At 72.7% G+C, this 18277-nt stretch carries 21 protein-coding genes; 4 read left to right on the top strand and 17 right to left on the bottom strand.

The window, feature by feature from the left end; all coding sequences use genetic code 11:
• Window positions 1-139: 139 nt before the first annotated feature.
• From ACIA8K_RS19520 to ACIA8K_RS19475, 10 genes are all read right to left on the bottom strand, one after another.
• The gene (locus tag ACIA8K_RS19520) at window positions 140-694 is read right to left on the bottom strand and encodes a hypothetical protein (protein WP_396060875.1); all 555 of its coding nucleotides are present in this window, start codon (window positions 692-694) and stop codon (window positions 140-142) included.
• A 207-nt stretch (window positions 695-901) separates the two neighbouring features.
• Entirely contained in the window at window positions 902-1450 is a 549-nt protein-coding gene (locus ACIA8K_RS19515) for a MerR family transcriptional regulator (RefSeq protein ID WP_396061617.1), read from the bottom strand.
• A 245-nt stretch (window positions 1451-1695) separates the two neighbouring features.
• Window positions 1696-2160 carry a bifunctional nuclease family protein gene (locus tag ACIA8K_RS19510; RefSeq protein ID WP_306831386.1) on the bottom strand — a complete coding sequence of 155 codons (465 nt, stop codon included), beginning with the start codon at window positions 2158-2160 and terminating at the stop codon, window positions 1696-1698.
• Between the two features lie 183 nt (window positions 2161-2343).
• Window positions 2344-3024: a MerR family transcriptional regulator gene (locus tag ACIA8K_RS19505; protein ID WP_396061614.1), complete on the bottom strand. Its 681-nt coding sequence runs from the start codon at window positions 3022-3024 to the stop codon at window positions 2344-2346.
• 121 nt (window positions 3025-3145) lie between these two features.
• Window positions 3146-3592: an FHA domain-containing protein gene (locus tag ACIA8K_RS19500; RefSeq protein ID WP_033337387.1), complete on the bottom strand. Its 447-nt coding sequence runs from the start codon at window positions 3590-3592 to the stop codon at window positions 3146-3148.
• Between the two features lie 239 nt (window positions 3593-3831).
• On the bottom strand, window positions 3832-4212 hold the full coding sequence (gcvH, locus tag ACIA8K_RS19495; protein ID WP_396060873.1) for a glycine cleavage system protein GcvH: 381 nt from the start codon (window positions 4210-4212) through the stop codon (window positions 3832-3834).
• A 29-nt stretch (window positions 4213-4241) separates the two neighbouring features.
• Window positions 4242-5969: a DUF881 domain-containing protein gene (locus ACIA8K_RS19490; protein ID WP_396060869.1), complete on the bottom strand. Its 1728-nt coding sequence runs from the start codon at window positions 5967-5969 to the stop codon at window positions 4242-4244.
• A gap of 17 nt (window positions 5970-5986) precedes the next feature.
• Window positions 5987-6319 carry a small basic family protein gene (locus tag ACIA8K_RS19485; protein ID WP_396060867.1) on the bottom strand — a complete coding sequence of 111 codons (333 nt, stop codon included), beginning with the start codon at window positions 6317-6319 and terminating at the stop codon, window positions 5987-5989.
• Window positions 6319-7257, bottom strand: coding sequence for a DUF881 domain-containing protein (locus ACIA8K_RS19480; RefSeq protein ID WP_396060865.1), 939 nt, complete (start codon window positions 7255-7257; stop codon window positions 6319-6321). The genes ACIA8K_RS19485 and ACIA8K_RS19480 overlap by 1 nt, the downstream gene beginning before the upstream one ends.
• Window positions 7254-7883 (bottom strand): CDP-alcohol phosphatidyltransferase family protein, encoded by a 630-nt coding sequence (locus ACIA8K_RS19475; protein WP_396060863.1) that lies wholly within the window; start codon window positions 7881-7883, stop codon window positions 7254-7256. The genes ACIA8K_RS19480 and ACIA8K_RS19475 overlap by 4 nt, the downstream gene beginning before the upstream one ends.
• A gap of 261 nt (window positions 7884-8144) precedes the next feature.
• On the opposite strand from ACIA8K_RS19475, the gene ACIA8K_RS19470 reads away from it, so the two are divergent.
• On the top strand, window positions 8145-9239 hold the full coding sequence (locus tag ACIA8K_RS19470; protein ID WP_396060861.1) for a CapA family protein: 1095 nt from the start codon (window positions 8145-8147) through the stop codon (window positions 9237-9239).
• Window positions 9240-9253: 14 nt separating this feature from the next.
• Here ACIA8K_RS19470 and ACIA8K_RS19465 read toward each other — a convergent pair whose 3' ends face one another.
• Entirely contained in the window at window positions 9254-9826 is a 573-nt protein-coding gene (locus ACIA8K_RS19465) for a MarR family winged helix-turn-helix transcriptional regulator (RefSeq protein ID WP_396060858.1), read from the bottom strand.
• A 138-nt stretch (window positions 9827-9964) separates the two neighbouring features.
• Between ACIA8K_RS19465 and ACIA8K_RS19460 the strand changes: the two genes are divergently transcribed.
• Window positions 9965-10627 (top strand): FMN-dependent NADH-azoreductase, encoded by a 663-nt coding sequence (locus ACIA8K_RS19460; RefSeq protein WP_396060856.1) that lies wholly within the window; start codon window positions 9965-9967, stop codon window positions 10625-10627.
• A gap of 63 nt (window positions 10628-10690) precedes the next feature.
• On the opposite strand, the gene ACIA8K_RS19455 is transcribed toward ACIA8K_RS19460, so the two are convergent.
• The gene (locus ACIA8K_RS19455) at window positions 10691-11443 is read right to left on the bottom strand and encodes an SGNH/GDSL hydrolase family protein (RefSeq protein WP_396060853.1); all 753 of its coding nucleotides are present in this window, start codon (window positions 11441-11443) and stop codon (window positions 10691-10693) included.
• 28 nt (window positions 11444-11471) lie between these two features.
• Window positions 11472-12899: an MFS transporter gene (locus ACIA8K_RS19450; RefSeq protein ID WP_396060850.1), complete on the bottom strand. Its 1428-nt coding sequence runs from the start codon at window positions 12897-12899 to the stop codon at window positions 11472-11474.
• Window positions 12900-13195: 296 nt separating this feature from the next.
• Between ACIA8K_RS19450 and ACIA8K_RS19445 the strand changes: the two genes are divergently transcribed.
• Together ACIA8K_RS19445 and ACIA8K_RS19440 are read left to right on the top strand one after the other, a co-directional pair.
• Complete coding sequence (locus ACIA8K_RS19445) at window positions 13196-14185, top strand: hypothetical protein (protein WP_396060847.1); 990 nt, start codon at window positions 13196-13198, stop codon at window positions 14183-14185.
• Between the two features lie 186 nt (window positions 14186-14371).
• Window positions 14372-14776 carry a hypothetical protein gene (locus ACIA8K_RS19440; RefSeq protein ID WP_396060845.1) on the top strand — a complete coding sequence of 135 codons (405 nt, stop codon included), beginning with the start codon at window positions 14372-14374 and terminating at the stop codon, window positions 14774-14776.
• Here ACIA8K_RS19440 and ACIA8K_RS19435 read toward each other — a convergent pair.
• From ACIA8K_RS19435 to ACIA8K_RS19420, 4 genes are all read right to left on the bottom strand, one after another.
• Window positions 14769-15488: an alpha/beta hydrolase gene (locus ACIA8K_RS19435; RefSeq protein ID WP_396060842.1), complete on the bottom strand. Its 720-nt coding sequence runs from the start codon at window positions 15486-15488 to the stop codon at window positions 14769-14771. The two genes, ACIA8K_RS19440 and ACIA8K_RS19435, sit on opposite strands and share 8 nt — an antisense overlap.
• Before the next feature lie 25 nt (window positions 15489-15513).
• Window positions 15514-16704, bottom strand: a complete 1191-nt coding sequence (locus tag ACIA8K_RS19430; RefSeq protein WP_396060839.1) for a cellulose binding domain-containing protein — start codon at window positions 16702-16704, stop codon at window positions 15514-15516.
• A 59-nt stretch (window positions 16705-16763) separates the two neighbouring features.
• Window positions 16764-17243: a macro domain-containing protein gene (locus ACIA8K_RS19425; RefSeq protein ID WP_396060836.1), complete on the bottom strand. Its 480-nt coding sequence runs from the start codon at window positions 17241-17243 to the stop codon at window positions 16764-16766.
• Between the two features lie 284 nt (window positions 17244-17527).
• Window positions 17528-18130: a hypothetical protein gene (locus ACIA8K_RS19420; RefSeq protein ID WP_396060835.1), complete on the bottom strand. Its 603-nt coding sequence runs from the start codon at window positions 18128-18130 to the stop codon at window positions 17528-17530.
• Between the last annotated feature and the right edge of the window lie 147 nt (window positions 18131-18277).

Below are 18277 nucleotides of genomic sequence, written 5' to 3'. Positions count from 1 at the left end.
TGGTGCCAGCCGACTGTGGTGTCAACCGCGGCCGCCCGCCGGCCCGCCGCGCAGGACCGGCGGCCCCGCACAGGACCGTCCGGCCTCGGAACCGCCGTGGGTGGGGCAGCCCCACGCCCTCCCCACCCACGTCAACGAGCTACTCCGCGACCGGGATGCCCTCCCACTCCGCGTACGCCCCCGGCCACTCCTTGGTCCACGACACGTACGGCGCCTCGTGCTCGTGGTACGCCCGCAGCCAGGAACCGGACGGCGGGTTGGAGACCCGCCAGGTCGGCACGGACCAGTCGGCCACCTCAGCCTGGAACACCTGCCGCGGGTTGTCCGGATCGCAGTCCCGCAGCGCCAGCCGCCCGTTCGCCGGCAGGTCCTCGCCGATCAGCTCCAGGCACTCCCAGCTGTCCTTGCGGATGGTGAAGATCGGCCGCCCCGCCGCGTCCACCTCGATCAGCTCGGTGAACCAGACCTGCCGCAGCGTCTCGTCGCACGGCTTGACCCGGACCAGGTCACCGCCGGTGGAGTCGTCGTGGACCGCGGTCAGGCATCCGTTCAGGCCGACGTTCCGGAGATAGCCCGGCCCGCCGTCCAGCTCGCCGCCGTCCAGCTCGCCGCCGGTGGCGTAGGCCGTGCCGGGCAGCGCCATCGCCGCGAGAGCCCCGGCGATGACGGCCGCGTAACGCGCCTTGATTCGCATGATATTTCCCCCATGTCGGGCAGCCGATGGAGAGGTCTGTCCGCTGTTGCGGTGCCCACCGGCACGCCGCGGAGAATCCTGTCACCGGCGATCACCCCACCGTGCCGGATCAGCGGAAACCGCCCCGACCGGGTGACCGGCCCGGCACACACGAAAGCCGCGGCCCGGAGGGTGCGGACCGCGGCTCTGAGGGTGTGCGGAAAAGGATCAGCCGGCGCGACGGCGCGCGCGCCGGGCGGCCAGCTCGTCACCGAAGTCGGGCTCCGGCTCGGGCGCCGGCGTACTTGTGGACGCGAAGACCGCGGGCTCGCCCGGGAGGTGGGAGAGCGATCCCTGGATCTCCTTGAACGCGCCGCCGATCGCGATGCCGAAGACACCCTGACCGCCCTGGAGCAGGTCAACGACCTCCTCCGGGGAACGGCAGTCGTAGACGGTGGTGCCGTCCGAGATGAGCGTGATGCCGGCCAGATCCTCGACGCCGTGCGAGCGGAGGGTCTCGATGGCCTTGCGGATGTTCTGCAGCGAGACGCCGGCGTCAAGTAGGCTCTTCACCACCTTCAGCACGACCAGGTCGCGGAAGGAGTAGAGACGCTGGGTGCCGGAGCCTGATGCGTCCCGGATGCTCGGAACGACCAGCTGGGTACGCGCCCAGTAGTCGAGCTGACGGTAACTGATGCCGACCGCGTGGCAGGCCGTCACGCCGCGGTAGCCCACGGTGCCGTCCTCGCCGATCCCGATGCCGTCGTCGTCCCCCATGGTGTCGCCGGCCACGATGCCGCCGCCGGCCTCTGGAGCCGGAGCTGATCCACCTGATTCGTCCATGCGACTACCTCCCGCTGTGCGGTGCCGCGTCCCTCGACGAGCCCCACCATATAGCGCACATCGGGCCGGATCGCGGATGCTTTGCCGCGACACGCCGCGTACGGGGGAAGATGCGCAGCGTGGCCGCTTCGTCACCGTATCGCGAAGTCACCCTGCCCGTTAACCGCGGAGCGAAAAGCTCAGCCCGCGAAATCCTCCGGGCGCACGCCCTCAAGGAACTCGCGGAACTTCTCGACCTCGTCCTCCTGCTCGTCGGGGATGACGATGCCGGCTTCGGTGAGCACCTGCTCGGCGCAGCGGATCGGCGCGCCGACCCGCAGCGCGAGCGCGATCGAGTCGCTCGGGCGGGCGGAGACGCGCACGCCGTCACCGAGGAGGAGATCGGCGTAGAACACGTTCTCCTTCAGCTCGGTGATCTCGACGGCCTGCAGCGGCGCCTTGAGCGCCGTCAGGATGTCCCGGAGGAGGTCATGGGTCAGCGGCCGGGCCGGCTTGACCCCCTGCTGCTCGTAGGCGATGGCCGTGGCCTCGACCGCACCGATCCAGATCGGCAGGTACCGGTCGCCCTCGACCTCGCGGAGCAGGACGATCGGCTGGTTGTTGGGCAGCTCCACCCGCACCCCGACCACGCTCAGCTCGCGCACCGCTGCCTCCGTGTCGCCTATGTGTGTGCGCCTCACCGCCACGTGGAGCGGCGGGAGACGCGTTTCTGCCCCTCACCTGCACGGTACACGGATCACCATGCGTAAGTGCCACCCGCGCCGTGCGATGCCGGGCACCGTACCCAAGCGAGCCTACGTCACGCGTGTTACGGACAAATCCCCAACTCAGCGCTCAAGGATGTCGCGCAGACCGGCCCGCAACAGCGCCGCATGCAGTGCCTGGGAGAGTCCGGCCAGCTCATGGGCGGTCTCGGCGGCACGGGCCCGGGCGGCCGGGTCCTTCTGCCGGGCGAGCGGCGCAAGCAACTGGGCATAGAGACCGACCTCACGATCGGTGGAGGCCCGGAACGCCCGCAGGTGTCGCGGCTCGATCCCGTACTCGGCCAGACCCGCCACGGCCGCGGCGATCGAGAGCGCGTCCTCGTCGTACCACCCCGGGGAGCGGCAGACGATCAGGCCGAGCCGCTCGATCTCGACGAGTGACGAGTCCGCCAGGCCGGTCCGGGCCAGCAACTCGGTACGGCTGCACCGGGTGTCGACAAGCTCGGCCGGCTCGTCGTCGTCCGGCATCGGGTCGGCGCCGACCAGCCGCAGGGCCACCGGCGTCGCGCCCGCCGCCTCCATCTCGGCGAGCTGCGCGCGGATGACGCGCAGCGGGAGGTACTGGTCCCGCTGCGCGGTCAGCACGAACCGCAGCCGTGCCACGTCGTCCCGGCTGTACTTGCGGTAGCCGGACGCGGCGCGCTCCGGTTCCACAAGCCCTTCGGACTCGAGGAACCGCAGCTTGGAGATGGTGGTGTCGGGGAAATCCGGGCGTAGTTCGGACAGCACCTCACCGATGCTCATCAGGCGGCGCCCGTCCTGCTGCGCCGCCCGGTGATGATGACCGGGCGGCGGACCGGGGAAGGCCGCCGCCGCCCCGGACATAGTCATGACATGTCCTCGCTTGGCAGGAGGATCACGGGCATCAGCGGCCACCCTCGTCCGGGCGCGGCCCGGCGATGAAGACGAGCCGGAACTTGCCGATCTGGACCTCGTCGCCGTTGGACAGCGTCGCGGCCTCGACCCGCTCGCGGTTGACGTAGGTGCCGTTGAGGCTGCCCACGTCCCGGACCGTGAAGGTCCCGCTGTCGCGGTGGAACTCGGCATGCCGCCGGGACACCGTGACGTCATCGAGGAAGATGTCGCTGTCGGGGTGCCGGCCGCTGGTTGTCACGTCGTGGTCGAGCAGGAACCGGGCGCCCGCGTTGGGCCCCCGGCGGACGACGAGCAGAGCCATGCCGGGCGGGAGCGAGCCGGACATCCGGCTGGGCACCACGTCGGCATCCGGGCCATCGAGCACTTCGTCGAGCGAACCCAGGTTCAGCGTCGACGTGACGTCGAGTGGGGGGAACTCGTCGTCTGGGCGCGTCATCGGACCACCTCGTGTCTGTTTCGGTCGCACGCCCTTCGGACCGGGACAACCGCCGGCCAGCGCCCGGCGGGGCCTCCCCCGGCTGCCGTCGGTGGCATATGAAGGACGTTCGACAATGCGGTTTCAATATCAAGTTCTCGCGTGACTACGGCAGAGTAGCCAGCGGGGTAGGGTGCGGCAACCAGGCGCGCGCAACGCGTCTGGTTGTCAGATATCACACTGTGTCGGTGCGACGCGAACTACTTGTTGATCAGTTCACCATAGGCGGACGCGCTGAGCAGCGCGGCAACGGCGGCCGGGTCCGCGGGAACGATCTCGAGAAGCCACCCCTCGCCGTACGGATCGGTGTTGATGAGCTCGGGCGTGTCGGCGAGCGCGAGGTTCCGCGCGGCGACCGTGCCGGAGATCGGCGCGTAGATCTCGGAGACGCTCTTGGTCGACTCGACCTCGCCGAGCGACTCGCCCGCCTGCACGGCCTCGCCCTCGGCGGGCAGCTGCACGAAGACGATGTCGCCCAGGGCGTCCTGCGCGAAGTCGGTGATGCCGACGCGCACCGCGGCCGGTCCGTCGCCGGAGACCCACTCGTGCTCGGCGGTGTAACGCAGGTGCTCAGGAATCACGGGTCGTTCGTCCTTCGGTGAGAGCCGGGTCAGGAGACCGGTCGGGCGTACCGCAGCGTGGTCACGTCGTGGATCGCGGACACGTCCACCACGCCTTCTTCTTTCGGGGTCACGTTACCGCCGTTGTCCATGATCGATTCGATCACCCCGCCGGGAATCCGGAGCGCCGTCTCCATCGTCTTCGGATCACCGATCACCGTGATCGTGTACATCGATGTCAGGCGCCTGCCGTCGACGATCACGCCGAACCGGTCGCCGCCCTGGCCGGCCGCGGAGTCCTGGAACGAGGTGGACGCCACGATCCGCACCGCGGTGCCGTCACCGCCCTCGATCTGCATCGCCTCCGCACCCGCGCCGCGCAGCTCCTGCACCGCGTTGAGCAGGTCGTCCGCCTCGACCTGATCGTCCCCACCATTGATCTTGATGACCAGGCCGGCCCCGCGCGCGGGCAGCTCACCGGCGAGCACGCCGAGATCGTCCGCGCGCTGCGACGCCTCCCGCAACGCGGCCTCCCGGCCCTCCGCGCCGGAGCTGAGCGACTCCTTGCTGTCCTCAAGCTCCGCCACCTCGGCCTGGGTGCGCTGCTCCTGCGACTCCAGATCCGACAACAGCCGCACCAGGTCCTCCTGGCGCATGGTCAGCAGCGTGGTGTCGCCGTCGTTCGCCTTCAACTGCACCACGAGCGTGAACCCGAACAGCACCAGCAGCAACGCGATCATCACGGTGGTCGCCGACATCCGGCGGGGCGCGGGCGCCGCCACCGCTTCAAGATCAACCCCATCCGTGGGTACGCCAGGGCCTTCCACGGCCCCGGCCGGGCCCTCAGCCTCCTCGCGGGACGGCTTCGCCGCTGCCGGGACTACGCGCCCGCCCTCGGGTTTCGCCGGCGCGACGACCTTACGTGCCTCGGTGGGCGCGCCTTCGGCAGCCCGGGTCACACCCTCCGGCGTCGCCACGGGCGCGCTCTCGGCAGCCCGGGTCACACCCCCCGGCCTCGCCACGGACGCGCTCTCGCCAGCCCGGGTCACACCCTCCGGCCTCGCCACGGACGCGCTCTCGCCAGCCCGGGTCACACCCTCCGGCCTCGCCACGGCGTCCGGCGCCACCTGCGGACGCTGCGGAATCGGAGTCAACGCCGCGGTCACCTCCGCACCCGGCGTCGGCCTCGGCCGGTGCGGCGCCGGGCTGACCTGCGGTTGCACCGGCGCGGCCTCGGGCGTCGCACGCGGCGCCCCCGGACTCACCGGCACGCTCGGCCCGCCCGGCGCCTGAGGTGTCGCCGGGCCGGTCTGGGACCGGGCCGTGCCGCGCCGCGCGTCAGGCGCCGCACCGGACGGGGCCTGCGGAGCCACCGGACCGGCAGGGGCCTGCTGATGTACCGGACCCGCTGCCTGCGGAGCCACCGGACCTGCCGGGCCCCGCCGCGGCGCCGGGCCGGGCGGTGCCTGCGGTGCTGCCGGGCCGGCCTGCGCGGACGGCTGCTGCGGGCTCGGTCTGCGCCCGGCCGCCGAGCCCGGCACCGGAAGACGAAGCGTCTCCTCCGTACCCGCGGCGGTCTGGGTGTCTGGTTTCTTCGGCGCGACGCCGGAGGGAGGTGCGACGGGCGGCAGCACCACGGGCGGCACCGAGGTCGCGGGCGTCTCGGTGTGCCGGAGGTCCGCCGAGGTGAGGCGGACGGTGGGCTGCTCCTCGATCGGAAGCGAGGGCGAGTCGGCGCGCGCTTCCGCGGCGCTGTTCTTCGGCTCGTCGCTGCTCATCGGCTACAAGCTACCCGTCACGCGCTGAACAGGTGGCGGCGGATGGCCGCCACGTTGCCGAAGATCCGCACGCCGAGGACGACCACGACGCCCGTGGAGAGCTGCCCGCCCACGCCCAGCTGATCGCCCAGGTAGACGATCACGGCGGCGACCAGCACGTTCGAGATGAACGAGATGACGAACTGCTTGTCGTCGAAGTTCCGGTCGAGCTGTGCGCGCACGCCGCCGAAGACCGCGTCAAGCGCCGCCACCACCGCGATCGGCAGGTAGGGCAGCAGCGCGGCGGGCACGGTCGGGTCCAGGTACACACCGAGCAGGACGCCCACTATCAACGCGATGACCGCGTACATCATTCGCCTTCCGGGGAGCTTGAGGTCTGGGCAGTCGGGGACGCGGGCGAGGACGGTACGGGCGAGGGGTACGCGTGTTCCAGGTCGGCGGTGCCCGCGGCCGGCAACTCCAGGTCGTCGCGCGAGGAGACCTGGAACTTCATGCCGTACCTGTCGACCAGGTTGCCGAACAGCGCGGCGCTTCGCGAGTCCTCGTAGCGGTCCTTCAGGTCGCCGGGCCCGATCGCGGCCACCTCGTACGGCCCGGTGATCGGGTGGTAGTCGACAAGGATCGCCTCGCCCGCGGCCCGGATCGTGGACGTCGCGGTCAGGCGCTCGCCGTTGATCGCGATCGCCTCCGCGCCGAGCGCCCACAGCGCGTTCGTGATGTCCTGGAGGTCGCGGTCGAGGACCTTGGAGACGTCCTTGCCGCCGCCGGTGACCGCGTTGACGTCCCGCGGACCGTCCGCCACCGTGACCACCACGCCGTCGCCCCTGACCCGGGCCAGGCCGGTGGCCGCCTCCAGGTTCCGCAGGTGTGCCGCGGTGTCGGTCTCCAGGTTCGCGTCACGAAGCGCGTTGACCTCGGCGCGGAGCGCGGCGGCCCGCTGCTCCAGATCCTTGGTCGAGTCCTGGCGGGTGTGTATCTGGTCGACGAGCGCGGTGCGGGCCTGTCCGCGGGCGGGTTCCTCGGCCACGGTCCGGCGGTAGGCGATCGCGAACAGGAACCCGACGAGCACAAGCGTGGTGAGCGCGATGGCGCGGGCGGACCCGCCACGCCAGCCGGTGCGCGGGCCCTCCCTCTCCCGGCGGGCGGCCGCGTCGGCGTACCCCGGGTCGAGCGGGTTGCGGAACAGCTCGGTCAGGAAATCAGGTGCGTACTGCCGCTGCTTCGCCCCGCTGCCGCCCCGACCACCCGCCCCCGGCACGTCCTCCGGGCCGGCCTGTGCGTCGGTCATGCCTGGCCGCTCGCCGGCTCGGCCACCCGGATCAGCCGGGACACCTGGTAGATGTAGAAGAACGCGGCGATCCAGTAGAGGACCAGGCCCCAGATCGCGCAGGCCCAGCCGATCGCGTGGGCCACCGCGGACACCGGCGCCACCGCCTGCGACATCAGCAGGATTGGGAACGAAACGAGCAGCATGAACGTGGCGCTCTTGCCGACGTAGTGCACTGGCGGCGGGCCGTACCCGTGGGCGCGCAGGATGAGCAGGCACACGATCAGCACCGCCTCGCGGGCGACAAGCGCGGCCGTGAACTCCCAGGGCACCACGGCGGTGAGCGTGAACGCGACGAGCGTGGCGACGATGTAGAGCCGGTCGACGAACGGGTCGAGCAGCTCGCCGAGGCGGCTGACCTGGCCGAGGCGGCGGGCGACCCAGCCGTCCACCCAGTCAGTGGTGCCGCCGATGGCAAGCACGATCAGCGCGGCGAGTTTCGCGTCCTCGGCGATGAGCAGCCAGAGGAAGAGCGGGACGCCGAGCAGGCGCACGAAACTGATCACGTTCGGTACGGTGGCGACGCGCTCGCTGAAGATGCCGTCGAGCGGTTGTCCGGGCGCCCAAGGCGCAGGCCGACGCGCCACTGAAGTCCCCTCCCGCTGAGTCTCTGCTCGGGCCGGTGAGCACGCCCGGTTCGCCGTGATGTAGCGGTCCATGGTGCGGCCCCGCCCGGCCCCGGCCGGTCGGTCGCACCGCGGGGCCACTATAACGCCCGGTCGGCGGCCGATCACTTGCCCCACGCTGATCTTGTGATTACGCCCCGTTCGTGACGGTTCCTGCGTCCTAGGACTTCGTTATTCCTCTGTGATCCTTAACGGTGCCATTTGTCCCTACGATTTTGAGCCGTGACCCTGGGACGGCTTCGCGCGCTGGCGCTTCCGATGGCGGTGTTGTGCCTGGCCACCGCCTGCGCCACGACTGACGACGTGAAGCCCGTGGCGGCCACCGGCACGCCATTTCTGCCGATTTACTCCGACGAGACCGCGGCGCCGACCCGGCCCATCACGATCGGCCTGGCCGGGGACGTGCACTTCGCCGGGCGTACTGCCGCACTGCTGAACGACCCGTCCACCGCATTCGGCCCACTGGCGCCGCTGCTCAGCGCCCCGGACCTGACCGTTGCCAACCTGGAGACCGCGGTCACCACGCGCGGCGAGCCGGTCCGCAAGGAGGGCAACTTCCGCGCGCCCGCCACCGTGTTCCCGGCGCTCGAGGAGGCCGGCCTGGACGTCGTCTCGATCGCGGACGACCACGTGCTCGACTACGGGCAGCCGGGCCTGGCGGACACGCTCGCGGCCGCGGACAAGGCGGGTTTCCCGGTCGTCGGCGCCGGAAAGGACGAGGCGTCCGCGTTCGCGGCCCGGGTGATCGAGGTGCAGGGCGTCAAGGTCGCGGTGGTCGCGCTCAACACCGGGTCGCTCTTCGCGGAGAGCTTCGCGGCTTCCGGCGACGACCCCGGCGTGGCCGCGCCCGTGGACACCAAGCGTGCGATCGCGGCCGTGATCGACGCCGAGCGGGTGGCGGACGTGGTCGTCGTCTACCAGCAGTGGGGCAAGGAGGACGCGGAGTGCCCCTCGCTCGCGCAGCAGAAGCTCGCCGGCACGCTCGCGGACGCGGGCGCGGACGTGATCGTCGGCACCGGCGCGCACACGCTCCAGGGCGCCGGCTGGCTGGGCGCGACGTACGTGGCGTACTCGCTCGGTGACCTGGTCTGGTTCGCCGACTCGCCGGTCTCTGCCGACACCGGGCTGCTGCAGGTCACAGTGCACGGCGGCACCGTGACGCAGGCGTCGTTCACCCCGGCCCGGATGCCCACGACCGGCCGGGCGGTGCCGCTGACCGGCTCACAGGCGCAGGAGGCGGTCACCCGGTTCGAGGCGCGGCGGTCCTGCTCGGGACTGGCGGCCGCGCCGACCCGCCCGTCACCGACCGCCTCCTAGAGCGGAGTCCGGCCTCAGCGGCGGCGGGCGCGGCGCGGCGGCGTCACGGCAGTCGCCCGAGCGGCCTCGACCGCCTCGCACGCGTGGCGCTGGTGGTTCTCGTCCGCAACCGTCGCCAGGCGTTGCAGCAGCACCCGGAACAGTGCGCGGTCGCCGGCCGGCAGCGACGCGAGCACCCGCTCCTCGGCCGCCTCGAAGCCCTCGGTGAGCACGGCGAGCCGCTCCTGGCCGTGCGGCGTGGCGACGATCCGCCGGGTGCGCCGGTCCGCCGGGTCCGGGCGGCGCTCGACCAGGCCGGCCGCCTCCAGGTCGTCAAGCAGGTACGTCATGACTGTGCGGTCGATCCCGAGGTTCTGCGCGAGTTGCGCCTGGCTGAGCGCGGTCTCGCCGGCCGCGATGCGCAGGATCTGGTAGCCCCGCGGGCCGCCCGGCAGGTCGTCGACCACGTGCTCGGACGCGCTGAGGTAGCTGCGAAACACCACGCCCAGGCCCCAGCCGAGATCCGTGTCGATCGGCTTGTGGCCCTGCTCGGCGCACTCGTTCGCGTGCGCGGCGAGCGCGGCTTCGGCTTCAGCGACAGTGGTCACGTTCCCATAGTACGGAGGCTTTACCAGTCCCTTTCTCCCGTGACTACCGGATCGTCTGTGATGCAGACTACTGTTGACTAGATAGTATTCTGGACAGACGATCTGTGTGACAGACCGACACCCTGCCTTGGAGTCACGATGACGCTCTACCGCCTCGACGCCAGCATCCGCCTTGAGGGCTCGGTGACCCGCGCGGTCGCCGACACCGTGCAGACCGCGTGGACCGCCGAGCACCCCGGCGTCCCGATCCTGCGCCGCGACCTCGGCCAGCACCCGCTGCCCGCCGACGCGTGGCGCACCGCGGTCAGCGCCGCGTTCCTGCCGGCCGGCGACCGCACCGACGCCCAGCGCGACGCGGCCGGGCTGGCCACCGCCCTCGCGGACGAACTGCTCGCCGCGGACGCGTACCTGCTTGCCGTCCCGCTCTACAACTACGCGATCCCGCACCACGTCAAGCACTGGTTCGACCTGCTGCTGACCGAGCCGCGCTTCAGCCCCGGCGGCGACCGGATCCTCGAGGGCCGGCCCGCCGTGCTCGTCACCGCGCGCGGCGGCGGCTACGGGCCGGGCACGCCGCGCGAGGGATGGGACCACAGCACGCCGTACCTGCGGCGCATGTTCGGCGACATCCTCGGCCTCGACCTGCACGTGGCGGAGGCGGAGCTCACGCTTGCCGGCGTGAACCCGGCAATGGAGGCGCTGCGCGGCCTGGCCGAGAAGTCGCTCGCGGACGCGCACGTGACCGCGGAGTCGCACGGCCGCACCATCGCGGCCCGCGTCTCGGAACTCACCACAGCCTGACGGCGGCCCGTGGGAGTGCGGCCGGTACCGGCGGGGTCGACACCGCCGGAACGGGCTGGATGGTCAGGCCACCGGGACCGGCGTCCAGGCCGGGTACTTCGCGGACCGGCCGTCGCCCGACGAACGCCCCCGCACCCGCCGCTGCAGCCACGGCACCACATGCTCGCGGTAGTACCGCGCCTCCGCGAGCAGCCGCCGTTCCGACGCCGTCGCCGGGTCCAGCCGGTGATCGCCGGCCGCGTGGCCGAGCGCGGTGAGCACGATCCCGGCCACCCGGCGGTGACCTGCAGCGTTGAGGTGCAGCCGGTCCGGCGCCCAGTACTCCGGCCGGCGGATTTCGACGTCGTCGAACGAGTTCGCGAACGGCAGCCCGTGCCGCGCCGCCAGCTCCGCCACCGCAACCGTCAGCTCGGACCCGCGCCGGTGGATCGTCTTCCCGAACGGCAGCCGCTGCGACGGATCCGGCCCGCTGATCAGCAGCAACCGCACGCCGCTCTCCGCGCACCGGGCCACCGCGTGCTCGGTGAGCCGCATCAGATGGCTCACCTCCATGCCGCGCCGGAGCATGTCGTTCCCGCCGCCGTTGAGCGAGATCAGCGTGGGCAGCGGCGACATGGCCAGCGCGTCCTCCAGCTGACCGTTGATGATCGGCTCCAGGAGACGGCCGCGCACCGCGAGATTCGCATACTCGACCTGCTCGCCGGAGGCCGCCGCCAGACCGGCCGCGACCAGGTCCGCCCAGCCTCGGATGGTGCCGTCCGGGAGCTCGTCGCCGACTCCCTCGGTGAAGCTGTCGCCGATCGCCAGGAAACGCACGCGGCTGACGATAGCAATCGGGCCGCCGTCACGCCGCACGGAGCGCCCGCGACCACCACCCCGCCCCCGCCGCAAGCACAAGAGCCAGAGCACAGATCACCAGCAGCGGGGGTACGCCCACGGGCGTGGCCGCCGCGCCGAACAGATTCTGGGTGGCGAGCAGCGGCAGGCTCTGCGCCAGGACCAGCACCGACTGGGTGCGCGCCAGATGCGTACGCGGCGCCCTGCTCAGGAACAACGGCCCGACATGCGTCGCGAACACCCCGGACCCGACACCGATCACCAGAGCACCCACCCCGGCCGGAAGCAGCGCCTCGCCCGCCACGAGCATCACGATGCCCAGCGCCGCGGTGAGCAGCCCCGCCATCGCCACCACCCCGGGCCGCCGCAGCGAACCCCGGACCAGCACGATCAGCGCAACCCCGCCGGTACCCGCCGCAAGCGCGGCGGCGAGCAGCCCGGTGTGGCTGCCGGGCCAGTCCCGCTCCCGGGCGAGCAACGGCAGCAGCAGACTTGAGACCGGCAGCAGGAAACCGGCGGCCACTGCGGTCAGCCCAAGCGCCGCCCGCAACACCTGATCTCCCGTCACCACCCGCAGCCCGCCGGCCATATCTCCCGTCACCACCCGCAGCCCGCCGGCCATCTCGCGAAGGCCCGCGCGCCACCGCCTCCGGGCCACCGGCTTCGAGGCCCCCGCTGCCGTTCGCGACGCGGGCGGGACAGCAGCCCTCCCCTCCGTGTGCACGGCCCTCGCCGTCACCAGGCCCGCGGGAACGCCGGCAGCCACGGGCAAGCCGGCAGCCACGGGCAAGCCGGCAGCCACGGGCAAGCCGGCAGCCACGGGCAAGCCGGCAGCCACGGGCAAGCCGGCAGCCACGGGCGCGCTCAGGTGAGGACGCAGGCGGAGCAGAACGAAAGCCATGGCGGCGAACGTGGCTGCGTTGGCGGCCACCACCGGGGCGAGGCTAGCGGTCGTGACCAGCAGGCCGCCGAGCGCGGGCCCGGCCAGCGCCGCCGACTGCCCCGCGATCTGCCGCGCCGCCATCGTGCGGGACAGCCCGGCGCCGCCCGGCTCGTCCCCGGTGAGCAGGCGTGGGACGGTCGCGGACGCGGGAAGGTAGACCGCGTCCGCGAGGCCGCCGGCCAGCGCCGCCAGCGGGACCAGCCACAGCGACGCCGGAAAGACGCCCAGGAGCAGCGCGAACAGCAGCATGGCGAGCGCGGCGGCCAGGTCCGCGCCGATCAGGACCCGCCACACGCCCAGCCGGTCGGCGAGCGCGCCACCGGGGAACACGAACAGCACCCGGGGCACGATGATCGCGGTCAGCGTGAGCGCGGCGAGCGGCGCGCTGTGCGCGGCGGCGGCCCACACCAGCGCGAATCCCATCGCCTGCGTGCCGGCCAGGCTGAGGGCGGTGCCGGCGAGCCAGACGACCACCGGGGTACGACGAGGCACAGCTGCTCTCCACCCATGCAAGGAACGTGACGGATGGGGAGCCTGTGGGCTCGACCCGCTCGAGGGTCAAGCCCGGCCTGACCGGAACAGCGCGACCGCCGGTAAGCCGTGCGGCCGGCACCGCAGCCCCGGCCAGCGCGAATCGTGCGGCCACCCTGGGTCGTGCGGCCGCCCCGGACCGTGCAGCCAACCCGGACCGTGCAGCCAGTTCGCGGGCGCGTCGCGCACGTGTTCCTCCGCGCCGGGCCGGGAAATGTCGATGCGTCGGGCCGAGCCCTGTCACTAGGGTTTCCACGATGGACAACGACTGGCAGGACCCCGCCTGGCGCACGGCCGCCCACGACTGGGTCATCGCGCACCTGGACGCGCCCGCCACCGGCCCGGTCGAGGAGATGCGGGCGCGGCCGTGGTCGGTCACGCACAGCGTCCCGACCGGGGCCGGGCGCCGGTGGTTCAAGGCCAACATCACCGACTGCCGGTACGAGGCCGTGCTCGCCGACGCGCTCGGCCGCCGCTGGCCGGATCGGGTCCTGGCGCCGCTGGCGATCGACGCGGCGCGCGGCTGGCTGCTCACCGCGGATGCCGGGCCGACGTTGCGCGACGAGATCCATGCGATGCGGGCCACGACCGACGCCTCCGCCACGGACCGGAACGCGCTGATCGGGCGCTGGTCGGAGATGCTGCGGTCCTATGCGGAGCTTCAGCGTGAGGTGACGCCGCACGCGAGTGAGCTGCTGGCACTTGGTGTTCCGGACCACCGGCCGGCCGCGCTGCCCGGCCAGCTCGCCGAGCTGCTTGACGATCCGGCGGTGCGCGCGGATCTCGGCCCGGACCGGCTGGCGACGGTGTCCGCGGTGACGCCCGCGTTCGCCGTCTGGTGCGCCGAACTGGCCGATTCCGGGGTTCCCGCCACGATCCAGCATGACGACCTGACGGATGCCAACGTGTTCGCGGGCCCGCCGTACCGCTTCTTCGACTGGGGCGACGCCGGTGTGGCGCACCCGTTCGGCTCGCTGCTGGTGGCCCTCTCCTACGCCGCCTACGCGCTGGATCTGCGGCCGGGAGCGCCCGAACTGGCCCGGCTCCGGGACGCCTACCTGTCCGGCTGGCCCGGTGACCCGGCGATGCTGCGCCGCGCGGCCTCGCTCGCCTGCCGGGTCACCCGCTTCTCCCGCGCCATGTCCTGGCGCCGCGCCCTCCGCGACGCCGCCCTCCCGGTCAGCGACGACTTCCGCACCGCCGTCGCCGACTGGCTCTCCGAACTGCCCGAACCCGACCCGGTCTGACAGCGGCCCGGCCGACGGCAGCCGCCGGTCGGTTCCGGTAACCGCCCGCGGGACGGAAGGCAGCCGGCCGCAGTGGCGGCACGCTGATCCGGCGACCACCTGAGGAGCGGAGACACCCGCCGGCCCGCGCGGTTTCGGAGCAGGCCCGCGGCGACATCGCTATCCAACCGCCCGGCCCGCACCGCGATGGCCGCCCTCGGCCTGCTCGGCCGCCCGGCCCCGGCCCGGCTGCCCGGCCCCGGCCCGGCTGCCCGGCTCCGGCCCGGCTGCCCGGCTCCGGCCCGGCTGCCCGGCTCCGGCCCGGCTGCCCGGCCCTGGCCCGGCCGCTCGGCCCCGGCCCGGCCGCTCGGCCCCGGCCCGGCCGCTCGGCCCCGGCCCGGCTGCTCGGCCCCGGCCCGGCTGCTCGACTCCGGCCCGGCCGCTCGGCCCCGGCCCGGCTGCTCGACTCCGGCCCGGCTGCTCGGCTCCGGCGCCGCCGAACTCGGCGGGCCGCCCCGCACGCCCGTGGGTTTCCGTGACCACCCGCGGATCCGAGGCCGCGGGAGCTCGCGGGGAGTGACCACCGCGGAAGCGGGACAGCGAATTATGTGATTTTGTTGATCACTTCGGTCATGGCCGTGTCGATGGCAGTGCGGGACTCGTCCGTGTCGTCGAGGATGTCGAAGCTGTGCCGGCCGTTCGGGACGTCGATGATCCGCACGTTCGCGGAGACCGAGGCGGCGGCCGTCAGGAAGTTCGCGACGGTGCCGGCGATGAAGGGGTGCTCGCGGCCGGCCCGGGTCAGCACGATCGGCAGCGCGCCCGCGGACGCGACCGCCTCGACCGGGCGGTAGTGCGGGTCGACCTCGGTGCCGGGGAACGGCTCCAGCAGCGGGTAGGTGAGCGCCAGGCACCGCAGCCAGGACGGCGGCCGGTGCAGCAGGTCCGCGGCGAGCGGGCTGCCGCCGGAGAAGTACCAGACCGCGATCCGGTCCGGGTCGACGCGCGGGTCCGCGCGCACGGTCTCGAACGCCTCGGCGAGCGCCGCGCCCGCCGCCGGGTAGTCGGCAGGCGTGTGCAGCGGGTGGTCGACGACCGCGCCGAGCACGCCCCGGGACGCGGCAAGCGACCCGTATCCGCGGAACATCGGCCAGTGACGCGGTGACGGCTGCATCTCGGGTGGGATCGGCCCGCCGTGGACGAAGATGATCGCGGGGTACGGGCCGTCGCCTGCGGGCGGGTAGAGGTCGATCGGGTCGTGGCGCTCCGGGGTGACGAGCGCGACCGGAAGCACGAACGGGTTCAGGTACGTCGGTTCCGCCATGGCAACACCCTATGTGGACGGCCGGTCACACGCCGCTGCAGGCCCGGCCGTTGATCGTGCACGCGGTCGGCTCGCGGTCGTTGAAGATGGCGCCCTTCAGGTCCGCCTCGAACGTGAAGGAGGCCGTCCCGCCGCCCGCGCCGACCGGCAGCGCGCCGGCCGCGGGGGTGAACGTGACGGTCTCACCCGTCTGGGTGAAGGACGCGCCTGCCACCTTGGTCACCGCGATCGGGTCCTTGAGCGTGATCACCACGGTCCAGGCGCCGTTCTGCACCGTGCCCGGGTTCGCCAGGTCGATCTTGCCGCGGTAGCCGAACGCCCAGTCCGCGTCGGTCTTGTACGCGGCCGACAGCGCGTCCGGCGCGCCGGGCGACGCGGGCGCCGCCGTGGCGGCCGACGGCGGCGGCAGGCTGGGGGCGGTCTGCGTGCTCGCGCCCGCGGACGGCGCCGGCCCGCCCGGCACCGGAAGCGTGGTGCTTGTCGACGACGTGAGCGGCGACTCGGTCGACTCCGGCGAGGCGGAGGAGGTGACGGTCGGGACGCCGGGTTCGGCAGCGAGGTTCTCGTCGTCGCCGGAGCCGCGACCCCAGAGGATGCCGCCGGTGACCGCGATCAGCCCGATGACGATCACCACGCCCGCGATGATCAACGGCTTCCGCGCGTTACGCAGCCCGGCCTTGGACAGCCGGGGCAGGATCACGGTCTCCGGGCCGCGACGGCCGCGCATGCTCTCCAGGTCGACCTCGCCGAACGCCAGCCAGTCCAGGACTGCGGCGAGCGGCGTGCCGAGCGCGGACTCGTAGGCGGCGCGCTTCTGCGCCAGCTCCGCGTCCGAGCCCGCGCCCTCGCGCCAGGACTGGTGCAGCACCACAGTCGTCCGGTGCTCGTCGAGCGCCGCGATCTCCCAGCGGAAGCGGGAGACCAGGCCGGGCCCGTGCAGGAACAGCACGATCCGCTCGCCGGTCTCGACGCCGACCACCTCGCCCTCGACCACTGAGCCCTCGCCGGGCAGCTCGGCCGCCGGATCGGGCTGCAGGCCGGGCAGGTCGGTGCCGGAGAGCTGGAAGAACGCGCCCACGCGCGGCTTCAGGTCGGTCTCGGCGAACCACTGGCGGAGCAGCTTCGGCTCGGTCAGCGCACGCCAGACCCGCTCGGCGGGGTGGTCGACCTCCACCTCGATCTCGATCTCCACGCTCGCGGCGCTCTCCGTCGTCACGTGAAGCACTGTAGAAGCCCGTTCATATCCGCGCGCAACGGGCACGCGCTGTCACGTGATCACTGCCCGTAGTCGTAGACCGTGACCGGCACCTCCCGCTCACACAGATGCTGGGTGATCAGCGGGGAGATCAGCTCCCACCGGCCGCCGGCCAGGCCGCAGCCGATCCGCGGCATGTGCACGGACGCGTGCAGCCGCAGCGCCTCGTCGCCGAGCGTGGCCAGGCAGCGGGCGACCGCGTCGTACCGGATCGGCGGCCCCTTGCTGCCGGTGCGCATGCCGTGCTGACCCACCATGTTCGCCACCCAGAGGGCCGGGGCGACCGGGACCAGGCGGACCGCGCCCAGGCCGAAGTCGTTGCGCGAGCGGCGCCGGTGCCAGTCGCGGTAGTCGCGCTCGGGCTCAGGCCACCGCCGGGAGACCGCGAGCACGAAGCCCTTGCCCCAGCCGCCAAGGTCGTTGCAGATATGCGCGATGATCTTCGGCCCGGCGGCCTGCGGGCTGGTCGCGTCGCCCTGGATCTCGCGGAGCGGAGTCATCGGGTCAGTGTGCCGACCGGGTACGACAGGAAGCCGGCCACGTGATCCTGGCAGTCGCGGCGCGCCGGTCGGACCTAGCCTCGCGCCACCGGCGGTCAGGCGGCGTAGCTGCGGCTCAGGTGGTGCCTTGGACCGGAGCCGCCCCGAACGCGCGCGGCCGGCATACACCCGAGCGCCGGAATCCCCTGCCTTCGACGCCGGTCCTTGCGACCGCCCAACCGCAGCCGCACCCCACCTACCTGCGCCGACGTGAGACCCACGTGGCCCGACACGGACCGCCGCGGTCAGAAGAAGAGCGGGCCGAGCAGCATCGCGACCGCTGCGCCGCCTGCCGTGCCGGCCGCGACCTGCAGCCAGCTGTGGTCGGCGAGGCGCACCCGGGACCAGGCGACCGCGGCGACCACCGGGACCAGCACCAGCAGCGCGGGGCCGAAGAGCCAGATCAGGCCGGTGGTGGAGGAGGCGGCGACGGCGGCGTGCGCGCTGAGCTTCCAGACCAGGTTGCTGAGCATGACCAGGGTGAGGACGCCGAGCATGAGCACGATGACGCCGATCAGGTGGGACGGGGCCTTGAGCGCCCAGAGCAGCACCAGCCCGGCCAGGACGGACGCGATGGCGAGCAGCAGCGGGGTGCGGCGCTGCTCACGGCGTCCGATGTGGTGGTCGGTGAGCGTGCCGCGCATCACGCCGAAGCGGACGATGCCGTAGGGGATGAGAGCGCACGGTATGCAGGCCAGCAGCGCCCACCACACGCCCTCGATCGACCGGGTCTGCGCGATCGCGAAGACGAACGGCATGGTCACGGCCCAGATGGTCGGCGCGAAGAGCTCGGTGACCAGCCGGGCCAGCTTGTCCACAGTGGTCTTCTCCGGGGTGGTCACGCTCATGCGCCCGATCATGTCAGGCGCGGGCGACCCGGCTCGCGATGGGTCTCCGCGATTTCTGCATCGATCCAGAAAAGGCCTTGAGGGTACGAAGGGGCGCGCGTACTGTATCGATTTAGAAGGCGACTGGATCGATACAGAGGAGGCGCA

Origin of the sequence: Catenuloplanes sp. NPDC051500, assembly GCF_044454585.1 — a bacterium.
Classification (GTDB): Bacteria; Actinomycetota; Actinomycetes; order Mycobacteriales; family Micromonosporaceae; genus Catenuloplanes.
Note: the sequence above shows the minus strand (reverse complement) of the source record. Positions and strands in the feature narration are given on the sequence as shown.

Coding starts and splice junctions, on each gene's coding strand:
- ACIA8K_RS19520 (WP_396060875.1), bottom strand. CDS start 694: ATGCGAATCAAGGCGCGTTACGCGGCCGTCATCGCCGGGGCTCTCGCG.
- ACIA8K_RS19515 (WP_396061617.1), bottom strand. CDS start 1,450: ATGGGGGACGACGACGGCATCGGGATCGGCGAGGACGGCACCGTGGGC.
- ACIA8K_RS19505 (WP_396061614.1), bottom strand. CDS start 3,024: ATGAGCATCGGTGAGGTGCTGTCCGAACTACGCCCGGATTTCCCCGAC.
- ACIA8K_RS19500 (WP_033337387.1), bottom strand. CDS start 3,592: ATGACGCGCCCAGACGACGAGTTCCCCCCACTCGACGTCACGTCGACG.
- ACIA8K_RS19490 (WP_396060869.1), bottom strand. CDS start 5,969: ATGAGCAGCGACGAGCCGAAGAACAGCGCCGCGGAAGCGCGCGCCGAC.
- ACIA8K_RS19485 (WP_396060867.1), bottom strand. CDS start 6,319: ATGTACGCGGTCATCGCGTTGATAGTGGGCGTCCTGCTCGGTGTGTAC.
- ACIA8K_RS19480 (WP_396060865.1), bottom strand. CDS start 7,257: ATGACCGACGCACAGGCCGGCCCGGAGGACGTGCCGGGGGCGGGTGGT.
- ACIA8K_RS19460 (WP_396060856.1), top strand. CDS start 9,965: ATGACGCTCTACCGCCTCGACGCCAGCATCCGCCTTGAGGGCTCGGTG.
- ACIA8K_RS19445 (WP_396060847.1), top strand. CDS start 13,196: ATGGACAACGACTGGCAGGACCCCGCCTGGCGCACGGCCGCCCACGAC.
- ACIA8K_RS19440 (WP_396060845.1), top strand. CDS start 14,372: ATGGCCGCCCTCGGCCTGCTCGGCCGCCCGGCCCCGGCCCGGCTGCCC.
- ACIA8K_RS19435 (WP_396060842.1), bottom strand. CDS start 15,488: ATGGCGGAACCGACGTACCTGAACCCGTTCGTGCTTCCGGTCGCGCTC.
- ACIA8K_RS19425 (WP_396060836.1), bottom strand. CDS start 17,243: ATGACTCCGCTCCGCGAGATCCAGGGCGACGCGACCAGCCCGCAGGCC.
- ACIA8K_RS19420 (WP_396060835.1), bottom strand. CDS start 18,130: ATGAGCGTGACCACCCCGGAGAAGACCACTGTGGACAAGCTGGCCCGG.